The sequence below is a fragment of the Microbulbifer variabilis genome (assembly GCF_052468405.1).
In genome coordinates, this window is the sequence record NZ_CP174343.1 from 4362064 (window position 1) to 4387106 (window position 25043).

17 protein-coding genes are annotated in these 25043 nt (G+C 52.0%); 11 read left to right on the top strand and 6 right to left on the bottom strand.

The features are described 5' to 3' along the window. Positions 1-15: 15 nt before the first annotated feature. Both ACJJJB_RS19740 and rtcR read right to left on the bottom strand, forming a co-directional pair. A complete protein-coding gene (locus tag ACJJJB_RS19740; RefSeq protein ID WP_445365360.1) occupies positions 16-1506 on the bottom strand; it encodes a C13 family peptidase in 1491 nt (496 codons plus the stop codon). A 58-nt stretch (positions 1507-1564) separates the two neighbouring features. Then, positions 1565-3163 carry an RNA repair transcriptional activator RtcR gene (rtcR, locus tag ACJJJB_RS19745; RefSeq protein WP_020413770.1) on the bottom strand — a complete coding sequence of 533 codons (1599 nt, stop codon included), beginning with the start codon at positions 3161-3163 and terminating at the stop codon, positions 1565-1567. Between the two features lie 219 nt (positions 3164-3382). Here rtcR and ACJJJB_RS19750 point away from each other — a divergent pair, with 219 nt between their 5' ends. From ACJJJB_RS19750 to ACJJJB_RS19765, 4 genes are all read left to right on the top strand, one after another. After that, positions 3383-4612 (top strand): RtcB family protein, encoded by a 1230-nt coding sequence (locus tag ACJJJB_RS19750; protein WP_020413769.1) that lies wholly within the window; start codon positions 3383-3385, stop codon positions 4610-4612. Between the two features lie 628 nt (positions 4613-5240). Beyond that, positions 5241-6401 (top strand): slipin family protein, encoded by a 1161-nt coding sequence (locus tag ACJJJB_RS19755; RefSeq protein ID WP_445365361.1) that lies wholly within the window; start codon positions 5241-5243, stop codon positions 6399-6401. Positions 6402-6450: 49 nt separating this feature from the next. Beyond that, positions 6451-7464: an RNA 3'-terminal phosphate cyclase gene (gene rtcA, locus ACJJJB_RS19760; protein ID WP_444945876.1), complete on the top strand. Its 1014-nt coding sequence runs from the start codon at positions 6451-6453 to the stop codon at positions 7462-7464. Positions 7465-7712: 248 nt separating this feature from the next. Further along, positions 7713-10847, top strand: coding sequence for a S8 family serine peptidase (locus tag ACJJJB_RS19765; RefSeq protein WP_444945875.1), 3135 nt, complete (start codon positions 7713-7715; stop codon positions 10845-10847). An 83-nt stretch (positions 10848-10930) separates the two neighbouring features. On the opposite strand, the gene ACJJJB_RS19770 is transcribed toward ACJJJB_RS19765, so the two are convergent. Then, positions 10931-11236, bottom strand: a complete 306-nt coding sequence (locus ACJJJB_RS19770) for an ArsR/SmtB family transcription factor (RefSeq protein ID WP_020413766.1) — start codon at positions 11234-11236, stop codon at positions 10931-10933. Between the two features lie 109 nt (positions 11237-11345). Here ACJJJB_RS19770 and ACJJJB_RS19775 point away from each other — a divergent pair, with 109 nt between their 5' ends. Beyond that, the gene (locus tag ACJJJB_RS19775) at positions 11346-12383 is read left to right on the top strand and encodes a permease (RefSeq protein ID WP_445365362.1); all 1038 of its coding nucleotides are present in this window, start codon (positions 11346-11348) and stop codon (positions 12381-12383) included. A 24-nt stretch (positions 12384-12407) separates the two neighbouring features. Next, positions 12408-13631 carry a MalY/PatB family protein gene (locus tag ACJJJB_RS19780; RefSeq protein WP_445365363.1) on the top strand — a complete coding sequence of 408 codons (1224 nt, stop codon included), beginning with the start codon at positions 12408-12410 and terminating at the stop codon, positions 13629-13631. A gap of 33 nt (positions 13632-13664) precedes the next feature. On the opposite strand, the gene ACJJJB_RS19785 is transcribed toward ACJJJB_RS19780, so the two are convergent. The 3 genes from ACJJJB_RS19785 to ACJJJB_RS19795 form a co-directional block, all read right to left on the bottom strand. Next, on the bottom strand, positions 13665-14108 hold the full coding sequence (locus ACJJJB_RS19785; protein ID WP_445365364.1) for an SRPBCC family protein: 444 nt from the start codon (positions 14106-14108) through the stop codon (positions 13665-13667). A 53-nt stretch (positions 14109-14161) separates the two neighbouring features. Next, complete coding sequence (locus tag ACJJJB_RS19790) at positions 14162-14836, bottom strand: CHRD domain-containing protein (protein WP_445365365.1); 675 nt, start codon at positions 14834-14836, stop codon at positions 14162-14164. Positions 14837-15240: 404 nt separating this feature from the next. Continuing rightward, the gene (locus ACJJJB_RS19795) at positions 15241-17091 is read right to left on the bottom strand and encodes a histidine kinase (RefSeq protein WP_020413761.1); all 1851 of its coding nucleotides are present in this window, start codon (positions 17089-17091) and stop codon (positions 15241-15243) included. 320 nt (positions 17092-17411) lie between these two features. Between ACJJJB_RS19795 and ACJJJB_RS19800 the strand changes: the two genes are divergently transcribed. From ACJJJB_RS19800 to ACJJJB_RS19820, 5 genes are read left to right on the top strand one after another with little or no spacing between them, the layout of a single operon-like run. Next, the gene (locus tag ACJJJB_RS19800) at positions 17412-21164 is read left to right on the top strand and encodes a nitrate reductase subunit alpha (RefSeq protein WP_445365366.1); all 3753 of its coding nucleotides are present in this window, start codon (positions 17412-17414) and stop codon (positions 21162-21164) included. Positions 21165-21166: 2 nt separating this feature from the next. Continuing rightward, complete coding sequence (gene narH, locus ACJJJB_RS19805) at positions 21167-22714, top strand: nitrate reductase subunit beta (RefSeq protein ID WP_020413758.1); 1548 nt, start codon at positions 21167-21169, stop codon at positions 22712-22714. Positions 22715-22733: 19 nt separating this feature from the next. After that, entirely contained in the window at positions 22734-23468 is a 735-nt protein-coding gene (gene narJ / locus ACJJJB_RS19810; RefSeq protein ID WP_444902392.1) for a nitrate reductase molybdenum cofactor assembly chaperone, read from the top strand. Between the two features lie 4 nt (positions 23469-23472). Next, complete coding sequence (narI, locus tag ACJJJB_RS19815; protein WP_020413756.1) at positions 23473-24162, top strand: respiratory nitrate reductase subunit gamma; 690 nt, start codon at positions 23473-23475, stop codon at positions 24160-24162. A 55-nt stretch (positions 24163-24217) separates the two neighbouring features. Further along, positions 24218-25042: a peptidylprolyl isomerase gene (locus ACJJJB_RS19820; protein ID WP_445365367.1), complete on the top strand. Its 825-nt coding sequence runs from the start codon at positions 24218-24220 to the stop codon at positions 25040-25042. Position 25043: the final 1 nt, after the last annotated feature.

Genomic DNA, 25043 nt, shown 5'->3' on the forward strand with positions numbered 1-25043 from the left:
GCTAAGGCTTAACTTTCAATAACCTTCTTTATTTTTCTTCCACCATGTTAGGAAATTTTCCCCAATGGAATGCTGTGGTAGGGAATGGGAATCTTTTTCTATCCCCTGTTCCTTTTCCATTTCAGTGACCTTTTTATTCGCCGTGCTAAACCAAACCTTGGGGTCTTTTATTCCCTGCTGTAGAGCATCGCCATAGAGTGCAGAACTGAACCAGGTGCGCTGGGAGTCGTCGCTGCAACCAAAAGAGGTTCTGTTATCGGCAGCGGAGGTAAATACGATACGATTTGGGGTGCTCAAAGGCTCAATCCACTGGCCGGAATAGCAGGCTGAAATTACTATCCACTGGTATCTTGCATTAAGGTTATCCAGCCATTTTTTTCCGTCTGCCACAGAGAGATCCTTTAGTGGCATTTTACCCTCAGCAATTGTTAAGTCGCCATTGCGTGCACCGTGGCTGACAAGGTGCACTAACAGTAGGTCTTCCTGTGGGTCCAGTAACTGATCCAGGGCATTGAGACTTTCTTGGATACTGGTGCGGGTGGCGAGAGGAAAACTGTAGCCGCCACCGTTACTGAGGCGCAGTACACGTTCATCAATACCAAAGGCCTTATCAAGGCGTTCTGACACCCAATCCAATTCTCTGGCAAATACCGGAGAGGTGCCATCACCGCCTACTAACAGCGTGTACACATCGCGTACACCAGGCCTCTGCGGTGCCAGTGCATCAATAGCGCTTTGTAAGCGATCACTCTCGCTGTAAAGGCGTGTTTCCGCCTCGGCTGCAGGAATTTCTTGTTGTGTACGCCAGGCCGCCTCACTGGGAAAATAGATGCCCTTCGCAAAATAGCCGGACTCTTCAATAGTATTTCCCTCGCCATCAATGCTCACACGCTGGCCTTCTCCATCCGCCTCTCCGTAGCGAAAGTTGGCGCGAATAGTGGTCCCATCAGGTTGGGTCAATTCACCAGCGCCAGAGTAAAAGCCGTATTCGAAGTCGCCTTTGTATCTGTAGCCTTTGTTATCTGAGTAGTCTCCGCGTAGAAACATTCCCTGCTCGAAAGTACCTTTATATTGACTGCCATCTTCAGTGGTCAGCTCACCTTCACCGTGTGGACCGTAATCCAGAAACTCACCACTATAAGTTTCTCTGCCATCCCATTTTGCTGTGCCTCTTTGCAACTCCCCATCATTGAAATGACCCGACCATTCATTTTCACCACAGGTATAGCGGCCTTCGCCATGTGGTTCTCCATTGAGGAATTCACCCTCATAAGTACAGCCATCTGTTTTGGTAAGTAATCCCTGGCCGCTAATGCGACCATTGTGAAATTCCCCGCGATAGTGATTACCATCGGGCCATTGCAACTGGCCCTGACCATGGAAAAGGCCATCTTGTAAGTCACCTTTGTATACAGAACCATCTGGCAGGGCGGTGCCGCCTGCAAACTGTGTTGGCTCGCAGGCACTGAGAAGAAGAAAAAGAGGGGTTAAGTAGGCGTATCTCATTCCATGGTCCATCATTGATGCTCTGGAGTGAGATTAACAAAATGGTGCCAACAGGGCTCTAGGCTTTATTCAGCTGCTCGAACTTAAGCCCGTATTTTTCCAGCAGCTGGCGTACCCGGTGGGAATCGTTGTTGGATTTTTTAGCTGTGCGGCTTATCTGAAAAAGCCGGCGCCCGGCTTCCGCCATGGAGCTGGATTCCTCACAGACCTGGATCAGTCCTGCCAGTTTGATCTGCTCGTAGTAATCCATCTGTTCAATATTGCCGGGGCCCAGTAGCGCTTCAATCCGTGCAATGGGTAGCGATGACTCATTGGTAGAGGCTTGCCACTTTAAGCACAGTCGCTGGATTTCCTCTTCCACCACTTCAGTGGTAATACGCCCACCATCGGCGAGAGTGCCCATGCGCAGGATACTGGCGTTAAGGTCGCGAAAGTTAGCGGACCAGCTGGCCTCTCCTGAATGGCCAAAGTTGAGATACCTCTCCCGTGCCGCTTTATTGAAGCTCACCAAATGGCCAGACTTTCTGGAAAAAGCCTCCAGCTCAAAGTCGATATTGGGTTCCAGGTCTTCAATACGTTCACGCAGGGAGGGCAGGCGGTAAGTCCACAGGTCAATTCGGGCAAGCAGGTCCGCACGAAACTTACCTTCGCGGCTGTGCTGGACAAGATCCCGGTTAGTACCGGCGATCAGCTGGAAGTGACTGCTCACCTCTTTGTCTGAGCCAAAGGGCATAAAACGTTTGTGTTCTATAGCGCGTAACAGCATGGCTTGCTCGTCCAGTCCCAGCTCGCCGATCTCGTCCAGAAAAAGTAGGCCCTTATCAGCTTCCATCAACAGCCCGGGACGATGTGCGGTGGCACCGGTAAAGGCGCCTTTGCGGTGGCCGAACAGAGCGGACATGGCATTTTCGCCGCGCAGAGTGGCGCAGTTTACTGCTACCAACCCGCCTTCCAGCTTACCGCGCTGTTTGCGCAGCTCATAAACACGCTGGGCCAGTTGTGATTTACCCGCCCCCGTAGGGCCGGTTATTAATATTGGGGCGTCAGAGCGGATAGAGACCTGCTCCAGCTGCTCGATCATCTGGTTAAAAGCGAGATTATTAGTTTCAATGCCACCTTTCAGGTAGGTGGTGCCCTCTTGGTGTTCCCTCTGGAATCGCGAGGCAATCTGATCGTATTTGGAAAGATCCAAATCGATAATTTGGTACTCGCCCGGCAAACCACTGTGCTTGCGTGCCGGGGATGTTTGTAGCAGGCGCCCGGGGAAATACCCCGCTTCTGTTAATAGATATAGGCAGATCTGGGCCACATGGGTGCCCGTGGTGATATGTACCAGGTACTGCTCATCATCCGGCTTGAAGCTATAGGCGCGGGCGAAATCCAGCAGGTTGCTGTATACGCTCTCGAAATCCCAAGGGTCGTTAAAGTTCACCCGGTGGTGGACCACTTCAGTCTCTGGAGAGACCCGTGCAATATCTTCGGTGACCTGGTCTGCCAGGTTCTTTGAGTGATTGTCGAACAGAAGTTCCAGACGGTCGATAAGCAGGTCTTCGTGCTGGCACATGGATATGTTTGGGCGCCATTTGTCCCAGCGCTTGTCACCTTTGCCGCGCCGATCTTTGCTGGTACCGAGAATACTGATAGCAATTGTCTTCATGCTATCTAAAATATTATTTTACTATCAAAAAAGATAGATATTTATGGCTTTGTTATTTCAAAAAAACTCTCAAGAGTTTTGGTATTAAAAATAAATTCCATAAAAAACAACAAGTTATAAAAAATTTCCAACTTTGATAAAAAGTTGGCACTCAATTCGCTATATCAATAGAAAAATGAAGCGTAAGAACATCGAGCGCGGTTTCAAAAGGAGTTAAAGATGAAACCAATGCCATATGAAGTGATGCAGGCAGGTGGGGTGCCGATTAAGTCCTGGACCCTGGGAGTGCCCTTTGAGGATGAAGCCAAGGCGCAGCTCAAAAATATTTCTCAGATGCCCTTTATCCACAAATGGGTGGCAGCGATGCCCGATGTACACCTGGGCAAAGGCGCCACGATTGGCAGTGTGGTACCTACCCTGGGGGCGGTAATTCCCGCAGCTGTGGGTGTGGATATCGGCTGCGGCATGATGGCGGTGCGAACCAGCCTTACAGCGGCGCAACTTCCGGATAACCTGGCAGGGGTGCGCAGCGCTATTGAACGCGCAGTGCCCCATGGCCGTACGGGCCGGCACCGGGGCAGGGGGAGAGATAAAGGTGCCTGGGAGAATCCGCCGGATGATGCACTTGCCGGTTGGGCGCCATTGGCAGCGCAGTTTGAGTTGCTTAAAGAAAAGCACCCTGTATTAAAAAATACTAATAACATCAACCACTTGGGAACATTGGGCACCGGCAACCACTTTATTGAGATGTGCCTGGATGAGCACGGTAGCGTATGGCTGATGCTGCATAGCGGTTCCCGTGGTGTGGGTAACCGTATTGGTACCTACTTTATCGAGAAAGCCAAGCGGGATATGGAGCGTTGGCATATCCATCTGCCGGATAGTGACTTAGCATATTTCCCCGAAGGCACAGAGCATTTCGATGACTATGTACTAGCGGTGGAATGGGCACAGGAGTTTGCTCGTATCAATCGTGAAGTAATGATGACGCGTACTATCGGTGCGGTGAAGCAGGCTCTGGGCATGGATTTCGAAGCGCGCATGGAGGCAGTGAATTGCCATCACAATTATGTTTCCCGAGAGCACCACTACGGCAAGGATGTGCTGGTGACGCGCAAGGGGGCTGTAAGAGCTCGTGTTGATGAAATGGGCATTATTCCCGGGAGTATGGGGGCCAAATCTTTTATTGTGCGGGGGCTGGGTAATGAGGAAAGCTTTTGCAGTTGTAGCCACGGTGCTGGGCGAGTGATGTCGCGTACCAAGGCAAAAAAACTGGTGTCCCTGGAGGAGCACCGCGCGGCTACCATCGACGTAGAATGCCGTAAAGATGAAGGTGTGATCGACGAAACCCCATCGGCCTACAAACCTATTGAGAAGGTTATGGCAGCACAAAAAGACCTGGTGGAAATCGTTTACACCCTCAAGCAGGTAGTCTGCGTCAAAGGATAATCGGTGTCGGTCAGGGATAAGTCCTTCAGTATGTAAAGAATGCCGGAGATAGTGCCCAACGGGCCGGTTCTCCGCAAACAAGTTTGAGTGTTTTTGTTCCAGTCAGCGGAGCCGGTTCTGTATGCCGGCCTGGCACCACCGCCGCTGGCGGCAGGTGTACCCTCTGGGCCAATCCTCAAACGCTAACTTTGTAGCTCAATTGGTAGAGCAACCGTTTTGTCGGTTGGTTACGGGTTCAATTCCCGTCAAAGTCACGTCGCCTGGAAAGCGATCTTAAGGGAAGGCGAGAGCCTGGGGTTCGAATCCCCGCAAAGAAGCCCTCTTTGTTGAAATCTATCCGGGGCCCATTGTGCCTTATGGTTTCGGCTATTCGGTATTACACCAATTGCCAAACAAAAAGGTACTTCGGTGGCAGTGTCGCCTTTCGTGGGTTTGCACTGTGCGAGCGGATTACAGGTTATGCATTGACTCTATTTTGACCAGGGATGTTGGCTGTATTTCCCAGGAGAGGAGAAAGAAAAAGTCTGCAAAACCGCTGTATTTTGCTCCTACTTTGTACAAGCGCTGGGCCACCCTGGGATCGGGTGGGCCCCACCCAAAAGGAATAAAAAGATAAGAGATCGGAGAAATGAAGTCTCTCTTTAAAATATGGAAGATTGTGGATGTGGCTGATAACGAGCGTGCATTGCTGTTTCGCCGCAGTCGATTTGAAAGGGTATTGCCTCCTGGACGTCACCGTATCTGGCTACTTTCCGGTGATGTGCGGGTGGAGACCTATGATATTACCGAAGTGGTTTTTGATGCGATTAAAGCAAAATTCCTGCTGAATACTTATGGACAAATATTGGGTGAATATTTGCAGTCCTATGAGTTATCTGATCATCAGGTAGGCCTTTTTTACCAGGATGGTCACCTGGTGGATATCCTTCCTCCTGGTACTTATCGCGCTGTGTGGAAGGGTAGTGAAACCGTGCGTGTAGGTATTGTAGACATTTCAAAGGAGTATTCCATTGATGACAATATATTGGGATTGCTTGGTCGTGGGGTGAAGGTCGGACAAATGCGTATTGCCGCTCAGGCGGTTAGCTACAACGAAATTCCCGATGAGCACGTAGGCCTTCTGGTTGTTAATGGCAAACTGGAAAAAACCCTGCAGCCCGGTCGTTATGGATTCTGGAAGTACAATCGCTCCATCGTGGTGAAATTGATGGACATGCGCTTGCAAACTATTGAAGTGAGTGGCCAGGAAATTCTTACCAAGGACCGGGTAAGTTTGCGTATAAACCTGAGCGGTAGTTTCAAGATTACTGATCCAAAGCGGGTAGCATTAAAACTCAGTGACTACAAAAGCTATATTTATCGTGAATTGCAACTATATCTGCGTGAAGCAGTGGGTACCCAGACTCTGGATAGCTTGTTGGCAGATAAGGATCGGCTGAATATTGTTATTGCTACGGGCATTCGTAAAAAAATAGCGGAGTACGGTATCGAGATCGTCAGTGTCGGTGTGAAAGACATTATTTTACCAGGCGATATGAAAATGATTCTAAATCAGGTAGTGGAAGCACAAAAAGAATCTGAAGCGAATTTAATAAAACGCCGGGAAGAGACCCAGGCCATGCGTTCCATGCATAACACCGCCAAGATGATGGATAACAATCCTGTGTTACTGCGGTTAAAAGAATTAGAGTCGCTGGAAAAGATCAGTAATCGTATCGATAAAATTTCAGTATACGGCGGTCTTGAGGGTGTGCTTAATGATTTAGTGAAACTGCGCCCAACTGCTTGAATAAAATAAAGACATCGAAACCGTTTAGTTGTATTTAAGGGAATTATTAGTGATTGAGATTGATGGCGCCCAGGGGGAGGGTGGCGGCCAGATTTTACGGACTTCCCTCACTTTGTCCATGTGCCAGGGAATACCGATTCGTATTAAAAATATTCGAGCAGGCCGCAATAAGCCTGGACTATTACGCCAACATCTCACTTGCTTACGCGCTGCCAAAGCTATTAGTGATGCTGATGTTAGCGGTGAGCAGCTGGGGGCTACGGAAGTTACTTTTATTCCGGGAAAAGTACGATCTGGCGAGTATCATTTTTCCATCGGCTCGGCCGGTAGTACCAGCTTGGTATTGCAAACGGTGTTGCTGCCTCTTTTATTTGCTGATGGTATTAGTGAGCTGCACTTGGAAGGGGGTACCCACAATAAAAAGGCCCCAAGCTTTGATTTTATAGCTCAGGTTTATTTGCCTCTATTAGCGCGTATGGGCGCGGGAGTGGAGGTGGAGCTAACGGATTATGGTTTTTATCCAGCTGGTGGCGGTGCCTGGCGTGCGCGTATCCACCCCCTCTCCAATTTATCAAAACTGGAACTGACTGAAAGAGGAGAGCTGCTGGAGCGCAAAGCTGTAGCCATATCCGCGAATATACCGGCTCATATTGGCTTGCGTGAACTGGCGCAGGTGAGTAAGCAATGTGAGTGGCCGGCTGAGTATTTGCAGCGAAAACAGGTGCGTTCCCAAGGGCCCGGTAATTTGCTGTCGCTGCGGTTGCAATCTGAACAGGTAACTGAAATCTTCGATTCCATGGGCGAGCAGGGCGTAAGTTCAGAGCGGGTTGCCCAGCGTGCGATTCGGCAGATGCAGCGTTATCTGAATTCTGGTGCGCCGGTAGGTGAATATCTGGCCGATCAACTGTTATTGCCTATGGCTTTGGGCAATGGTGGTCGCTTTTGTACATTGAAGCCCAGCCAGCATTTATTGACCAATATTCAGGTGATCCGAGAAATTATAGGTACGGACGTTCGGCTGGAAAAATTTGGTGCAGATAAATGGGAAGTACTTGTTGTTTAGAAGTAAAGAAGCTTGATACTTAGAAATTACAAAAGTGTACCTTTAAAAAGTATTCAGGCCATTGATATTCTGCTCGTTTAGAATCGTCTATTTGTATATTATCTAGAAACAAGATATCACATTTATAATGTGGCACACCTCATGGAGTCCCTTGTAATCACTCGTCTTAGCTCTTGAGTGTATTCAAGCATGAGAGCTTATTTTATTTCGAATGTAAAATGTCAATATAAAAGGAATTTATTAGGAATATGTCTAAGTTGTTAAGATTAGCCGTACCCTTAATTGCCCTTGTAACAGCCGCATGTGGCGGTGGTGGCAGTGGCGGCAGTGATGGAAATGCTGAAAATGGAAATGGTGGGACGACTGTTCCTGTCGCCAACCAAGCCCCGGTAGCAAGCTTTACTTTGTCTTCGCAGTCTGGGCTTTCACCTGCGCTGGTTAAGTTTGATGCATCTGCTTCAAGCGATACGGACGGCAGTATCACTAGTTACGAATGGAATTTTGGTGATGGCAGTGATGCTACTGGGAAGGAAGTTGAGTATACCTTTTATGCATACGACGGGGTTGACAAGGAGTATACGATTCAGCTGACGGTTACGGATAATGACGGTGCGACTGCCACTTCCGAATTGACGTTTACAGCCCTTAAAAATTCACCGCCCGTTGCAAAATTTTCATATAACCAGCCAAATCTTGAATCACGATTGGTTTTATTCGATGCATCGGAAAGTAATGATGCAGAAAGTACTGACTTATTGTACAAGTGGGATTTTGGTGATGGTACGACAGGTGAGGGTATTCAACCGGAGCATGAATACCAGGAGTATGGAGCTTATACCGTCACCCTAATTGTGGATGATCAGACAGGTAACACCAATAATTATGTGACTAACTTGTTAGTCAGTGATGGTCAGTTCGTTGCGTTTGGAAAGATATCTCTCGCAAAAGGAGAATATGCTGATAGCGATACCAATGATCCCAACAGCGAGCTTGTACCCAATAATTCAATGAAAGAAGCACAGACAATTTCCGGGGTTAGTGAAGTTGTTGGTTTTGTTGTTGCTCAATTTGCTTCTCAAGATAAGAGTTCAAGTGCCTACCGGGATGAGTTTGATTTCTATGTTGCCTCGTTAAAAAAGGATCAGAATGTTTCTCTACATATTCAGGACTGGCAAAATGGTGATGCAGATATCGATCTTTGGTTGATAGATGAGTCTGGTAATTTACTCATAGGTTCAAATGGTGTTGAAGAAACGGAATCCCTAAAAATCCCAGAAGATGGAAGTTATTATTTGGCAGCATTGGCATTTGGTGGGGCTTCTGCTTACCGTATGCAAATATCCTCTGCTCCGACAGTTGATAGCGTTGGTAATTCAATCCGTACCAATGAAAATTTTGTCGCTGGTGAACTTATAGCTCGTCTAAAGCCCAGGGCTAAATTAGCAGGTATTGGGAAGCTTACTGCGGCAGGCGCGGTCAAGCACACTACCAGGGATAATGGCCCAATGCTACTGGATTCAAATCAGGCGGCGAAGGGGTTTGGCTTATTTAAGTCAGCGGGAGTATCCTCGCTATCGAATACTGCTGGCGTAAAGGTTTCAGCTGAAATACAGCGTAAATTGGAGACCATTTATAATCTCAAGCGTCTTAATGCTAGTGGCCAATTTGAATATGTTGAACTGAACCGGATTCGTCAGCGTCAATCAGTCAGCGATCCCTTGTATCCAAAGATGTGGCATTACTCACAAATTGCTGTACAGGACGCGTGGAGTACGTCAACCGGAAGAGGTGCAATCGTTGCGGTATTAGACACGGGTATCTTATCAGGTCATCCAGACCTCCAGGGTCAGTTGGTAGCTGGCTTCGATATGATCAGTGATATTGATAATTCCGTGGATGGAGATGGTATTGATCCAAACCCTGAAGACCCAGGTGATGCTCCAGACAGTGATAATGATTCCTGGCACGGTACTCATGTGGCGGGCACAATCGCTGCAGCTACTAACAACGGTATTGGTATTGCAGGCGTTGCCCATGAAGCCAAAATAATGCCTGTACGGGTGCTGGGCGCTGAAGGAGCTAGCGATTATGACATTGCTCAAGGGATTTATTTTGCTGCAGGTCTTACAAATGACTCTGGTAAAGTTCCAGATCAAAAAGCTGATGTAATCAATATGAGCCTCGGGGGGGCGGGTTACTCTCAAACGATGCAGGATGCCATAAGCGCAGCCCGTGAAGCGGGCGTGATAATTGTCGCTGCAGCAGGTAATAATAGTGATGATGTTAGTAACTATTCGCCAGCTAACCTCGACGGTGTTGTTACCGTGGCTGCCACCCAACAAGGTGGTGAGCCTGTTTGGTACTCCAATTTTGGGGGGAATGTTGATTTAACAGCTCCTGGCGGTTTAATGCCAATTGATCGGCGTGACCCTTTTGATCCCTTTGACCCTAAGGTAATAGCGAAATCTGATGGCGGTGTGATAAGTACTCTCGGGAAAGAGACTGAGAGCGGTGAAATCGAGTTTATCTATGGGGGTATGCAAGGTACTTCTATGGCTGCACCTCATGTGTCCGGTGTTATTGCCTTGATGAAGGAGGAGTGGGAGTCGATGACTCCCGACGATTTTGACAGCTTGATAACAGACTTTAAGGTCTCCTACGGTAATACGCCAAGTCCTCGGTTTGGTTATGGTGAAATTAATGCTGAGCTTGCAGTTGCTTCTGCAAAATCTCGTGCGTTCGTCACGCCGCAGCTTGGGCGTCTGTATATTAAAAGTGGCCATCAGCATGAACTGTGGGCCCAAAAAGAAACGAAGGTAGAACTGTTGGCAAATATGCCTGGAGTTTCGGTTGCTGAGATTAATGCATCTGAGTCTTGGTTGAACGCCAGCTATCTAGATGAGGATTCAAGTGGTCTTGGTAATTATCAAATTACTGTAGATACCTCCAACCTGGAGGCAGGTCGTTATTCTGGTATTTTGAGCTTTGTTGCTTCTACCGAAACCCGTTTTGATTTATGGGTATCAGTCCAGGTTATCGGTGAAGATGTGGAATCTGGTGGTGATGCCGGTGCCGTTTATGTCGATTTTGTTGATATCAAAACTGGTGAGGCTGCAGGCCGGGTAATGGCAACTTTCGATCCAGAGCAGGGCGTCTACCATTATAAGTCCCCAGAATTAGATGCCACTTCTGAGTTAGGGTATGGTGTGATGGCAGGAACCGATATCGATAATGATGGGGTTATCTGTGAAGTGGATGAACTGTGCCACCGCTTGGTGACTAATGATGATTGGTTACCAATAGTTAGTGGGTATTTTCACGAAGATGTAGAAGTTACGGATTTAGAGTTAAGGGCGTTATGGTTCCCCTTGAAAGATCTATAACCTTAGGCGCTGTGCTAGCCGATAGCCATCCCCATCCTTTTGGGTGGGGATAATCATTCAATCTTATTTAGATCATCTAGTGATTAATCGTCGCAGTGAGGATTACCGTCAATACAGCACTCCTCCTGCAGGAATTCCACCAGCCTGAATAGTTCTTCATACTGAGGCACACAATAGAGGGTGCGGCCCTCTCGTCGTTGAATGACCAACCCCACAGATACCAAACGGTTAATGTGGTGGGAGAGAGTGGAGCCAGGAACATCCAGCGCTTCCTGTATTTCTCCAACAGGCATGCCCTCTGGGCCACCTCTGACCAATAGGCGGAATATTTCCAGGCGGGTTAAATGGCCTAATTCAGCGAAGCACTTGGCGGCTATGTCTGTCTGCATTGTTGTGTTCCTGGGGCTCCAATATTTCTATATTACTAGAAATAACTTGTAGTCACAAAAAAGCTGCACTAATATATTTCCATGAATCTAGAAATACGGAATGAATGCAATGTCTCCAGAAGTTCTTGTAATGCTTGAAGAGGCGCTGGGCATGTTTGTATGGCTCGGTATCGAGCTGACAGCGTTATTTTTGGTAATCAGTTTTATTATTGGCGTAATTCAGGAATACCTGCCGTCAGGAAAAATCCAGGCTATTCTCAGCTCAAAGAATGGCCGTGGCTACTTTTCTGCAGCGATACTCGGTGGTCTGACACCATTCTGTAGTTGCTCAACCATCCCTATGCTGAGCGGCCTGTTGAAAGCCCGAGCCGGTTTTGGACCAACAGTCACCTTCTTATTCACTTCGCCACTTTTGAATCCCATCATTATTGGTCTATTCCTTGTGACCTTCGGCCTTAATATCACTTTGGTTTATGCCGCAACGGCACTGGCAGTTTCAGTGACTGCTGGGTATGTATTGGAGCGGCTCAACTTTGCTCGCTTCATTCGCCCGGAAGTATTGAAGGGGAATACTGGAAGCGGCTGCTCTGGTGCGAGTAAACCCAGGAAACCAGAGACTGGCGGCTGTGGTGCCAGTGCATCTGCAACTACTTGTACAGAAGAGAAAGCTTGCAATGGACCGCTTCCCCAAGTCGCCGCTTGCGATGGTACCGTTGCATTGAGTGCCGTGCAGGACAATCGCTGGGTGCGGATCTGGCGGGAAACCTGGAGCCAGTTTAAGAAAGTACTGCCCTACCTGTTGATTGGGATCGCAATCGGTGCTTTCACCTACGGCTTTATACCTGCAGATTTCATTGCAAAGTATGCTGGAGCCGGTAACCCTCTCGCCATCCCTTTCGCGGCAGTAATTGGGGTCCCGCTATATATCCGTGCTGAGGCCGTAATCCCCTTATCTGCGGCGCTGCTCGCAAAAGGCATGAGTATGGGGGCAGTAATGGCATTGATTATTGGCAGTGCCGGTGCCAGCCTAACTGAGGTGATCCTACTGAAGTCGATGTTCCGCAAACCAATGGTAGCGGCTTTCCTGCTAGTGATCTTCGGTATGGCAATTTTTGCAGGTCTGCTGTTCCACCTGTTTTTCTCATAAACCCCTGAACCACATGTAGGAGCAATGATGGACTTTGATAAAAATAATTCCGGTGCTGAAAATCACTTTGTGCGTAACAGCCCATCGGCACTTAAAAATATTTTTGGCACAGAGAAAGTAACTCCCTTTTGGGTAGCGGATATGGATTTCAATGTAGCCGACCCTATTAGAGCAGAATTGCAAAGGTTGGTGGATAGAGGGCAGTTCGCCTACGAGTTCTACCCCGAGGGGATCTTTAGTGCAATTAGTAGTTGGTATCAGCGGCGTCACAATTTGCGGTTAGAAACGGATAAATTTGTTCAGGTTACAGGCGTTTTGACTGGTATTGCGCTATTGATCCGTGAGCTTACTGAAAAGGGTAATTCCGTTCTGGTTCAGCCCCCGGTCTATCACCAATTTAGTAAAGTGATCCAAAGTGCAGGCCGTAAAATTGTTAAAAGTCCGTTGCGAATGAGTGATGGAAGGTACCGGATGAACTTTACGGATCTGGATAAGCAGTTCGCAGATCCGGAAGTAAAAGCAATGATCCTTTGCAATCCGCACAACCCGGTTGGGAGGGTCTGGCAAAAGGAAGAGCTGGAAAAGCTCCTGCAATTAGCCAATAAATATAATGTGACCATTATCAGCGATGAAATCCATGGTGATATTATTTATTCGGGTCATCAATTTACCAGCTTGATGGCTCTGGATTCAGAGAAACATGTAGCCTTGATTGGCTCGCCAGCCAAGACTTTTGGTATGCAGAGTATTTCCAATGGATACATCTATACCCAAAACAGCAGGTTGCTACAGGCAGTTAGTGATAAAAGTGAATCCATGTATCTGAATCACGGCAATGCCTTCACCACTTTTGCAACTATTGCTGCTTTTGAAAAGGGGGATGCCTGGCTGGATCAGTTACTGGCTTATCTTCAGGATAACTTGGGTTGGATAAAGGAGTTTTTGCTGGAGGAATTATCGGTTGTAAAAATGACGTCCGTAGAAGGTACCTATCAGGTCTGGCTGGACTTTTCAGAAACTGGCTTTGCGGGTAGCGAGCTTACTACAAAATTGGCTGAAGCCGGCTTTGGCGCATCGCCAGGAACCTGGTTCGACGACACAGCAACACAGTTTGTACGGATGAACTTTGCTGTACCCAGGGCCGATATAAAAAAGGCCTTCCTGCGTTTAAAAGAGGTTTTTGCAAAGCCCAATACAAGTTCTGGGAGCAGTGCCGGTGATAGAAAGTGTTGTGGCTGCTGCGATTAGCTCAAAGTATCATCGTTTGCTAGTTGTCTATTGTTAGTAAGTATTTGGGCGGCCTCCAGTGCCGCTCAAGAAGTTCTTAAGGCTACCAGGTAGATAATGGTCCCAGCCACTTTTGCACATATCCCAACATTTCATCTCAGGGGAAAGGCCAATGTGGGTAAAAGTAACCAGAGTTCCCTTATTTTCCTCAGAAAACTCGAAGCGCAGGGTACTGCCCTTCCACTCCTCGGGGTCATCCACGTTATCGGACACCATATTCGACTCGATGCATTCGAGCTCAATCAGTTTTTCTGGCTTCAATGTTTTGGCGCGGAAAACCCAGTAAGACTCTCCCTTAAAACCGGTTTTGGCAGTGTCGCCCACCTTTAGAAAGGGTGCGCTTACCGGTGTCCACCACTGGGAAATTTTTTCGGCTACCGCTTTATAAGCATCTCCCTGGGAGCTTGGGCTAAAAAATGAGGTGGTGTAGTTGGACATTACCGCTCTCCATAAGGTTGTTGTAATTGGCCCAGCAGGGCATTCATTAAATACTATTTATCTTTTACCAATAATCCAGAGACTTCGCCTTTGGGGTCCAGTTTTGTATGCAAGTTAATGAACACTTTATTATCCATTAATCCTTTCCGATAAGGTTCCTCGACAAGCCATTTCCCCATAATAAAACCACTGTTGCCCTCAGAGCATTTCTTTTTAAGTCCGTGTTTATCCTTGTCTGTTTTGGTAGCGGGCCAGTCTGGGACCATCCCCGGTTGGGTTGGCATACCACAGATAGTTTGAATAATCGGGCCGCTCGCCTTGCCAGGCTTGCAAATAGGTGGTTCCTTGCTGTCGCCCGAACACTGGAGGTGGAAATGCGACATGGCGACCCCACCCTGTGATAGACCACTGTACCCAACCATAAAGCTCAGCATATGCGTCTGGTTGTTATAGGCGCCGATTAAGAAACCATTAGCATCTTTGGGGGTTTGCGGATTGACTTTTTTACCGAGCATATTTTCATTAGCAGTGGTTAGGTCAGCTTTAAAGATGGTAAACCGCTTGTCATCTCCCGCATCAGACCAGGCTTTCTCGCCAGCACCATGTTTAGCGGTTGGTGTATCTTTTTCTTTTTTATTGTGGCTATCGGCAGTTGTGAAAGTGGAATAGGCCAGTACAAGCATCGCCATTATTGAAAAAACGGCGATGGGCAATGAATTCAGTTTCATTAACCTCTCCTCTTTATTAAATCAATATTGTCATTGCACGGTGGAAAATGGGATGCCAGCCCCTAAACAAGACTTATTCACCATGATGAATGGGGACAAATCATGGGGTGTATTGGCGATAAGTACTTGTAGCATATGTGGTAGGTATTGGCCTTACGGGGCCAATTTAAAAGACAGTATTTTTTACCCTATTTTTTATCCTAGACATGTTTAAGGTTGGGCGAACCCCGCGGTGAGAGCCTGGTTCACAGCGACCTACTGGCTCACGGAGTGGGGAATCAATCGGAAAATATTGGGATATTTCGCTGAATTTTATTAACAGAGGTATTTGCCAAATTTAAAAAACTGGTTACGGAGCTTATTTATCCGTGCCCAATGATTCTTCTATCTAGAGTGGGGTGCTATCACCCCACATCCTTCCAAACCAATTCCCGCTCCCGGGCATACAGGGGAATAAAGTTAAACCGTACTTCTGTGCCCCCCTCATCGCGCCGGCGAATATTTAATTTGCCGTTCAGGTTGCTGGCGCGCTCCTGCATGATCGACATGCCAAAGTGATTGCGCTTTTCCGGAGAATTGCTGATACCGACGCCATTGTCACGGATACGCACGTTGAGAGAGTGATTCTCGGCCTGGGTAAGGCTGATCTGTACCATATCCCCTTGGGAGTGGTAGACGGCATTTTGCGAGGCCTCGCGCACCAACTGCAAAAGGTGAATTTCCTCATGGGGAGTGAGAGGTACCTCGTTGAGGTGATAGTCGAGCAGGATGGTGATTTGCGGGTGTTGCTCACGGTAAGCGAGGATGGATTGCTCGAGGATATTACGCAGGCCACCGGGGCCTATTTGCAGGCGGAAGGTGGTGAGCAGTTCGCGCAACTGGCGATAGGAGGAGTCCAGCCCCTCCTTCAATTCGGTAATAATTTCCTCCACCTTGGCTTTGTCCATCTGCTCATTGCGGTTGGCGCGATTGAGCCTGGTAACCTGGATTTTCAGGTAGGAGAGGGATTGTGCCAATGAGTCGTGCAGTTCCCGCGCGATTATTGCGCGTTCATCCAGCAAGGCGACGCGGCGTTCCTGGGCTTCACGCTCGTTGATGGCGATGGCAGCGGTAACGCTGTCGGCAAAGGTAGCCAAGCGTTGTTGCTGCTCCTCATCGAGGCTTTCACCGCGGGGTAGGGTGCACATCAGTACGCCGTAATTGCGCTTGTCCACTTCCAGCGGGAAGCGGTACACGCGGTAGTCGCCCTCGTCGGAGGGACCACAGGTGCTTACGCACATACGGCACTCATTACCGTCACACTGGCTGTTGCCGAGGCCCTGCACCAGGTGCTCGTAAGGAGCTTCGCCCTCGGGAGTCATCAGGCAAAGGTCCAGGTTGCTCAGATCGGCCACATTAGCGAACTCTCCCAGCCATTGTCCCAGCTCAGCACTTGCCAGGGGGCCCTCGCTGATACGTCGCGCCAGGCGGTATTGGAAGTCCAGTGCCTCGTGACTCTTTTGTAATTGTGCTGTTTTGAGTTCTACACGATGGGCAAGGTCACGGTGGGTTGCGTGGATCTCATCGCTCATGTAATTGATGGTGCGCGCCAACACCCCCAGCTCATCCTCACTGTCGATTTCCAGGCGGTGCCCGTTGAAGTCTCCCTGTGCAATGCTCAGGGAGCGGTTGGTGAGTTGCTTGAGTGGTTGTTCCACGGAGCGGTGGAGTATGTAAAGAGACAGGTACACTAGCGCCACTATGGCGAACAGGGAGCCCACCTGTACTAAGCGCAGCAAGCTGATCTTCTCTTCAGCGATAGTTTGGTAGTCGGATACCAGGGTATCTACATCGCCAATAAACGGTTCCAGGCGGTTAGCCAGCTGCAGAGAGTCCATGGGCAAGCGGCCGGCGGCAATGGATTCCAACAGGGGGCGTATCTCCCCTTCCCAACTATCGATCACCTTGCGGTAGTTGTGTGCTGCGCGCAGGTTGTCGCTGGCGTTGAAGTCGGAGATGCTCAGTACCCGAGCCAGGCGCGATGCAACCTCATCGGCGAGTTCGGTAGTGGCATCAATATCGCCGGAGGGGGCGGTAGCGGCCAGCCGGTAGCTCATGGCGCGCAGGGAGCCAGCCAGGTTTACCGCGGCGGCATCGTTTTCGGCGGCATCGGAGATGATATAGGACGCCACCATGGAGCTCAGGGCCACCAGCACGGTGAGCAGCATCAGGGTACCGATGCGGTAGACGATGGATTGTCGGATTCGGTTCAGCATATCTGATTCACTTCGCCCCTGGGCGGTTGTGGGAACTCCTCCCTATTGTGCCGCCCACGGGTGCTCAAATTTGTGAGTACCACCAAAGAACGCCAGTTTTGCACAAAATTTAACCTGATGCCTGCTTTTTAAGCGGAGGCCCAGCCACTCTGCGGTTCGCGCAATACCTTAGCCATGAGTTGGCGCCATTTCCCTACCCACTCTGGGGTAGTTCGTCGCTTTTCTACCCCTTTTTGGTCAGGTGATCCTTCCGCACAGCGCTTTTATATTCCCCGCTAAACCGATGCTTTAACCGCATTTCGATGCCCTGGGAGTACCGCATGAGCCATTTCCTGGACCGACTGAAATACCTGAAGAAACAAAAAGAGCCTTTTTCCGGAGGACACGGGGAAAAGACCGATGACGACCGCAGCTGGGAAGACGGCTATCGTCGCCGCTGGCAGTTCGACAAGATTGTGCGCTCCACCCACGGGGTGAACTGCACCGGCTCCTGCAGCTGGAAGATCTACGTCAAAGACGGTCTGGTCACCTGGGAGACCCAGCAGACCGACTACCCGCGCACCCGCCCGGACCTACCCAACCACGAGCCCCGAGGCTGCCCCCGTGGTGCCAGCTACTCCTGGTATATGTACTCGGCCAACCGCCTCAAGTACCCGAAGATCCGCAAGCGTCTGGTAAAACTCTGGCGCGAAGCCAAGTTGAGACACAGCGATCCGGTAGAGGCCTGGGCCAGCATTGTTGAGGACCCGGCCAAGGCCAGGTCCTACAAAGAGCGCCGCGGTATGGGCGGATTTGTGCGGATCAAATGGGATGAAGCCAATGAGCTGATCGCCGCTGCCAACGTATACACCACCAAGAAATACGGACCCGACCGGGTAACCGGCTTCTCGCCAATTCCCGCCATGTCCATGGTCTCCTACGCCGCCGGTGCCCGCTATTTGTCATTGATCGGCGGCAACTGCCTGAGTTTCTACGACTGGTACTGCGACCTGCCGCCCGCCTCTCCGCAGATTTGGGGTGAGCAGACCGACGTGCCCGAGTCCGCCGACTGGTACAACTCCAATTACCTGATCGTTTGGGGTTCCAATGTGCCGCAGACCCGTACCCCGGATGCGCACTTCCTCAGCGAGGTGCGTTACAAGGGTGCCAAGACCTGCGTAATCACTTCCGACTACTCCGAGTGCTCCAAGTTTGGCGATACCTGGCTGGCACCGCGCCAGGGTACCGATGCGGCCCTGGCGATGGCCTTCGGCCACGTGATTTTGAAAGAATTCCACGTCGACAAGCCCAGCGCCTACTTCACCGAATATGTGCGCACCACCACCGATATGCCGATGCTGGTGACCCTGGAAAAGCGCGACGGCAAGCTGGTACAGGGCCGCTTCCTGCGTGCCTCCGACCTGGCGGATGACCTCGGCCAGGACAACAACCCCGAGTGGAAGACCATCGCCGTCAACCATGATGGCCAGCTGGTGTCCCCCCAGGGTTCTGTAGGTTACCGCTGGGGCGAGCAGGGAAAATGGAATATCGAACAGCGCAACGGCCTTAGTGGCGAAGAGGTAGAGTTGAAACTCAGCCTGAAAGACTGCGCCGATGAAATTGCCCAGGTGGCCTTCCCTTACTTCGGTGGCCAGACCCACGAGCACGACTACTTCCAGCACACCGACCACAGCGATGTGATCGACTACAAGGTGCCGGTGAAGTACGTGCGGAACAAAGACGGCGAGGTGCTCAAAGTTGCCAGCGTCTACGACCTGACCCTGGCCAACTACGGCGTGGAGCACGGCCTCGATGACCCCAACTGTGCCCACAGTTACGACGAAGACAAGCCCTACACACCCGCCTGGCAGGAGAAAATCACTGGCTGTCGCCGTGAGAACGTTATCCAGGTAGCGCGCGAGTTCGCCAATACCGCTGACAAGACCCGTGGACGCTCCATGGTGATTGTGGGTGCCGCCCTCAACCACTGGTACCACATGGATATGAACTACCGTGGCCTCATCAATATGTTGATGATGTGCGGTTGTATCGGCCAGAGTGGCGGTGGCTGGGCCCACTATGTGGGGCAGGAAAAACTGCGCCCGCAAACCGGCTGGACCCCCCTCGCTTTCGGCCTCGACTGGCAGCGTCCGCCGCGCCATATGAACGGCACCTCCTTCTTCTACAACCACGCCAGCCAATGGCGCTACGAGAAGTTGGAGATGGACGAAGTGGTTTCGCCATTGGCCGACAAGAGCAAGTGGCAGGCCTCCATTATCGATTACAACAGCCGCGCCGAGCGTATGGGCTGGCTGCCCTCCGCACCGCAGCTGGGTATGAACCCGCTGCAACTGACCAAAGACGCCGCCGCTGCGGGTATGTCCGCCAAGGATTACACCGTGCAGCAGCTCAAGCGTGGCGCGCTCAAGTTCGCCAACCAGGACCCGGATAATCCGCAGAACCACCCGCGCAATCTATTTATCTGGCGCTCCAACCTGCTGGGTTCCTCCGGTAAAGGCCACGAGTACATGCTGCGCCACTTGCTCGGCACCAAGCACGGTCTGATGGGTAAGGACCTGGGCGAAGCCGGCGGCAAGAAGCCGGAAGATGTGGCCTGGCACGATACCCCCAGTGAGGGCAAAGTCGATCTGCTGGTGACACTGGACTTCCGTATGTCCACCACCTGTCTCTACTCCGACATCGTGCTGCCGACGGCCACCTGGTATGAGAAGGACGACCTCAATACCTCCGACATGCACCCCTTTATCCACCCGCTCACCAAAGCGGTGGACCCGGCCTGGGAAGCGCGCAGCGACTGGGACATCTTCAAAGGTGTGGCGAAGAAATTCTCCGAACTCACCGATGGCCACCTGGGGGTGGAAAAGGATCTGGTAACCCTGCCAATCCACCACGATACCCCCACCGAAATCGCCCAGCCCTTTGGGGTGAAGGCCTGGTGGAAGGGCGAGTGCGACCTGATCCCCGGCGTTACCGCGCCAAGCATGATCGAGGTGGAGCGCGACTATCCCAACACCTACAACCGCTTTACCTCTATCGGCCCACTGCTGGAAAAACTCGGCAACGGCGGTAAGGGCATCAGCTGGAATACCGATGACGAGGTGGACTTCCTCAAGAAGCTCAACCGCACCTGGAAAGATGAAAGCGCCCGCGATGGCCGCGCGCGTATCGACAGCGCGGTAGATGCTGCCGAGATGATTCTCTCACTGGCCCCGGAAACAAACGGCCAGGTAGCGGTGAAGGCCTGGGAAGCCCTGGGCAAGATCACCGGTCGCGATCACACCCATCTGGCCAAACCCAAGGAAGACGAGAAGATCCGCTTCGCCGATATCGTGGCGCAGCCGCGCAAGATTATCTCCTCGCCCACTTGGTCCGGCCTGGAAGATGAGCATGTGAGCTACAACGCCGGCTACACCAACGTGCACGAGCTGATTCCCTGGCGCACCATCACCGGCCGCCAGCAGTTCTACCAGGATCACGAGTGGATGCGCGACTTCGGCGAGACCATGTGTGTGTACAAGCCGCCCATCAACCTGAAAACCGTACAGCCGGTGCTGAACCAGAAGCCCAACGGCAACAAGGAGATCCTGCTGAACTGGATCACCCCGCACCAGAAGTGGGGCATCCACAGTACCTACTCCGACAACCTGCTGATGCTCACCCTGTCTCGCGGTGGACCCATCGTGTGGATGAGTGAGAACGATGCCAAGCTGGCGGGTATTGAAGACAACGACTGGATCGAAATCTTCAACGTCAACGGCGCCATTGCCGCCCGCGCGGTGGTGTCCCAGCGGGTGCCCGACGGCATGGCCATGATGTACCACGCCCAGGAGCGCATCGTGAATACACCGGGAGCGGAAACCACCGGCACCCGGGGCGGTATCCACAACTCCGTAACCCGCGCGGTAATGAAACCCACCCATATGATCGGCGGCTACGCCCAGCAGTCCTACGGCTTCAACTACTACGGCACTGTGGGCTGTAACCGGGATGAGTTTGTGGTGGTGAGAAAAATGAACAAGGTCGACTGGCTGGATGGCGAAGACGTCAAAGAGCCGGCGCGAGAGGAGGTGTAGCAATGAAAGTTAGAGCCCAGATCGGCATGGTGCTGAACCTCGATAAGTGTATCGGCTGCCACACCTGCTCGGTGACCTGTAAAAATGTCTGGACCTCCCGCGAGGGGGTCGAGTACGCCTGGTTCAACAACGTCGAGACCAAACCCGGCGTCGGCTACCCCAAAGAGTGGGAGAACCAGGACAAGTGGAATGGCGGCTGGACCCGCAAGAAAAACGGCAAGTTGCAGCCGAAGATCGGCAGCAAGCACCGGGTGCTGGCGAATATTTTCGGCAACCCGGATATGCCGGAAATCGACGACTACTACGAGCCGTTCGACTTCGACTACCAGACCCTGCACAAGGCGCCGGAGCAGAAGCACCAGCCGGTGGCCCGCCCGCGCTCGCTGATCAGTGGCGAGCGTATGGAGAAGATCGAGTGGGGTCCCAACTGGGAAGAAATTCTCGGTACCGAATTCGACAAGCGCAAGAAGGACAAGAACTTCGAGCAGGTCCAGGCAGATATCTACGGTGAGTTCGAAAACACCTTTATGATGTACCTGCCGCGCCTGTGTGAGCACTGCCTCAATCCCGCCTGTGTGGCCTCCTGCCCAAGTGGTGCCATCTACAAGCGCGAAGAGGACGGCATCGTCCTGATCGATCAGGACAAATGTCGCGGCTGGCGCATGTGCGTATCCGCCTGCCCCTACAAGAAGATCTATTACAACTGGAAAACCGGTAAATCCGAGAAGTGTATCTTCTGCTACCCGCGTATTGAGGCGGGCCAGCCAACTATCTGTTCCGAGACCTGCGTGGGCCGTATCCGTTACCTGGGGGTGCTGCTCTATGACGCCGACCGCATCGAGGAAGCTGCTGCGGTAGAAGACGAAAAAGCCCTCTACCAGGCCCAGTGCGATATCTTCCTCGACCCCAGCGATCCCAAGGTCCAGGAAGCTGCCCGCGCCGAGGGTATCCCCGAAGCCTGGCTCGAAGCTGCGCAACAATCCCCGGTGTACAAGATGGCCATCGACTGGCAGATCGCCCTGCCGCTACACCCGGAGTACCGCACCCTGCCCATGGTTTGGTACGTGCCGCCGCTGTCTCCGATCCAGAACGCAGTGCAGGCCGGCCAAGTGGAAACCGTCACCGTGGGCCGTAGCGCCGAGATCCCGGATCTCTCCACCCTGCGCATCCCGCTGCAATACCTCGCCAACCTGCTCACCGCCGGCGACGAGAAGCCAGTGGCCCGCGCCCTGGAGCGCATGATTGTGATGCGCGCCTATATGCGCGGCATCCATGTGGACGGCGTGCAGGAACGCGAACTACTGGAAGAGGCGGGCCTGACCGTACAGCAGGTAGAAGAAATGTATCGCTATATGGCCCTGGCCAACTACGAAGACCGCTTCGTAGTGCCCTCAAGTCATAAGGCCTACGCGGAAAACGCCTACGACATGAAGTCCTCCTGTGGTTTCAGCTTCGGCAACGGCTGTAGCACCGGCAACGACAGCACCAATATCTTCGGCGGCAAGCAGCACGCAGTGCGCGAAGTAATACCAGCCAAAGTGGTCGACTGAGGCCGAGGGGAGAATACCGATGAAAGTGTTAAACCTGATTGCCCGCCTACTGGATTATCCATCCGAAGAGCTGGTGGCACACCTGGATGAGCTGACCAACTGGGTGGCGGAGTCCGATGAGCTGGATGCACCCCTGCGGGATATGTTGCTGGCATTTATTTCCCACTACGAGTGTATGGATGCGCTCGACTGGCAGAGTGAATACGACGGCCTGTTTGAGCGCGGCCGCGCCGTGTCCCTGCACTTGTTCGAGCATATTCACGGCGAATCCCGCGATCGCGGCCAGGCCATGGTGGACCTGACCGCGCGCTATCGCAGTGCCGGTCTTGAACTGAATGAACGCGAGTTACCGGACTATCTGCCCACCTATCTGGAGTTCTGCGCAACCCAGGGTGAAGAGGCCTACGGCTGGGTGCATGACATCACTCATGTCATCGCCTTGTTGAGCGCGCGCCTGTCCAAGCGCGAAAGCCCCTATCACTTGTTGATGGACTCACTGCTGCTGATGGCAGGCGTTTTTGTCGATCTGACTGCACTTAAGGAAGAGGTGGCCAACGAGGAACGCGACGACACCCCGGAAGCCCTGGACAAAATCTGGGAGGAAGAGGTGGTCAGTTTTACCGGTGCCAACAATTGCGACCAGTCCATAACGCGGCCCAGCGCAGCGCAGCTGCGCGACGGCCAGCCCCTAACCTGGGCCCCCAGTGCCAAAGATGCAGCGCAGAATTCTGCCCAGCCCGCACCACAGGAGTAACAAGATGAACTATCTGAATACGCTGCTCTTCGCCATTTACCCTTTCGTCGCCCTCACGGTCTTCCTGGTGGGGAGCCTGATCCGCTACGACCGCGACCAATACACCTGGCGCACCGGCTCCAGTCAGTTATTGGAGCGCAAACAATTGCGCATCGGCAGTTACCTGTTCCATATCGGGGTGATCGCCATTCTCGCGGGCCATTTTGTCGGCCTGCTCACGCCCAAAGCGGTGTGGCACTTCCTCGGCATTGAAGCCTCCACCAAGCAGATGATGGCAATGGGGATCGGTGGTTTCTTCGGGGTGATCTGCTTTATTGGCCTTACCATTTTGATCAAGCGCCGCCTCACCAATCCGCGTGTGCGCGCCACCACTTCCAAAATGGACCTGACCATACTGTTGATGCTCTACGCCCAGTTAATCCTCGGCCTGATCAGCATCCTGGTTTCCGCCGGCCATATGGACGGTGCCGAGATGCTCAAACTGATGGCCTGGGCCCAGTCCATTGTCACCCTCGATGGCTCCGCAGCCGCAGCGGCTATCGCCGATGTGAATATCATCTACAAGCTGCATATTTTCCTCGGCATGACCCTGTTCCTGCTGTTCCCCTTCAGCCGCCTGGTACACGTATGGAGTGTTCCGGTGCAGTACTTCCGCCGCAATTACCAAATAGTCCGCGCCAAAGCCGCGCGCTAATCCCAGCAATTGTTAACCCGGCCCGCTATGAGCGGGCCTTGTGTGGAGTAGAGTCATGAGTGCATTACTGGCCTCCGACGCCGCCGGGCGCGAATTCGAACTGGCTGAAGCCGTGGCCGTTAACGGCAATGAAATCCCCGCAGACCTGATTTACCAGGAGATGCAATACCAGACCGCCAACTCCCCGCGCCAAGCGATTTACCGCGCAGCGCGGGCCCTGGTTATCGGTTGGCTTTTACGGGAAAAGGCCGCGGGGCAGGGGCTTTGCGCCGCCGATGAAGACCTGCATAGCGAAGCTTTCGATCACGCAGTTTCAGACCTTTTAAAAGGCGAGCTACAAGTGAGCCCGGCCAGTGAAGCCGAGTGCCGCGCCTATTTCGCAGCCCATCCACATAAATTCCGCTCCGATCCCCTCGCCGAAGTGCGCCATATCCTGATCCCGGCCGCACCGGATGATTCCGAAGCTTGCGCCAAAGCGCGCGCCGCCGCCGAGGACATGCTTAAGCAGATCCGCGCCGATGCCAATCCGCTACAGGCCCTCGCCCAGTTGGCCCAATCCCACTCCGCCTGTTCCTCTTCGGAAGCCGGCGGCAGCCTCGGCCAAGTGGGGCGCGGTGATACCGTCGCCTCCTTCGAGCGCGCAGTGTTCGAGCAGGGCACCGGTTTGGTAGCGGAACCCGTGGAAACACCTTACGGTGTACACCTGATTTATGTAGAGCAATGTGAGCCGGGCCGCCCGCTGGAATATGAATATGTTGCGGAGCGAATCGAGGAATACCTGACCGAAAAACGCCGCCGCCAAATGACCAGCGACTACCTGCAAAAAATGGTGCAGGCCGCGCAAATATCCGGCCTGGACTTATCGGGGGAGGCCCACTGAG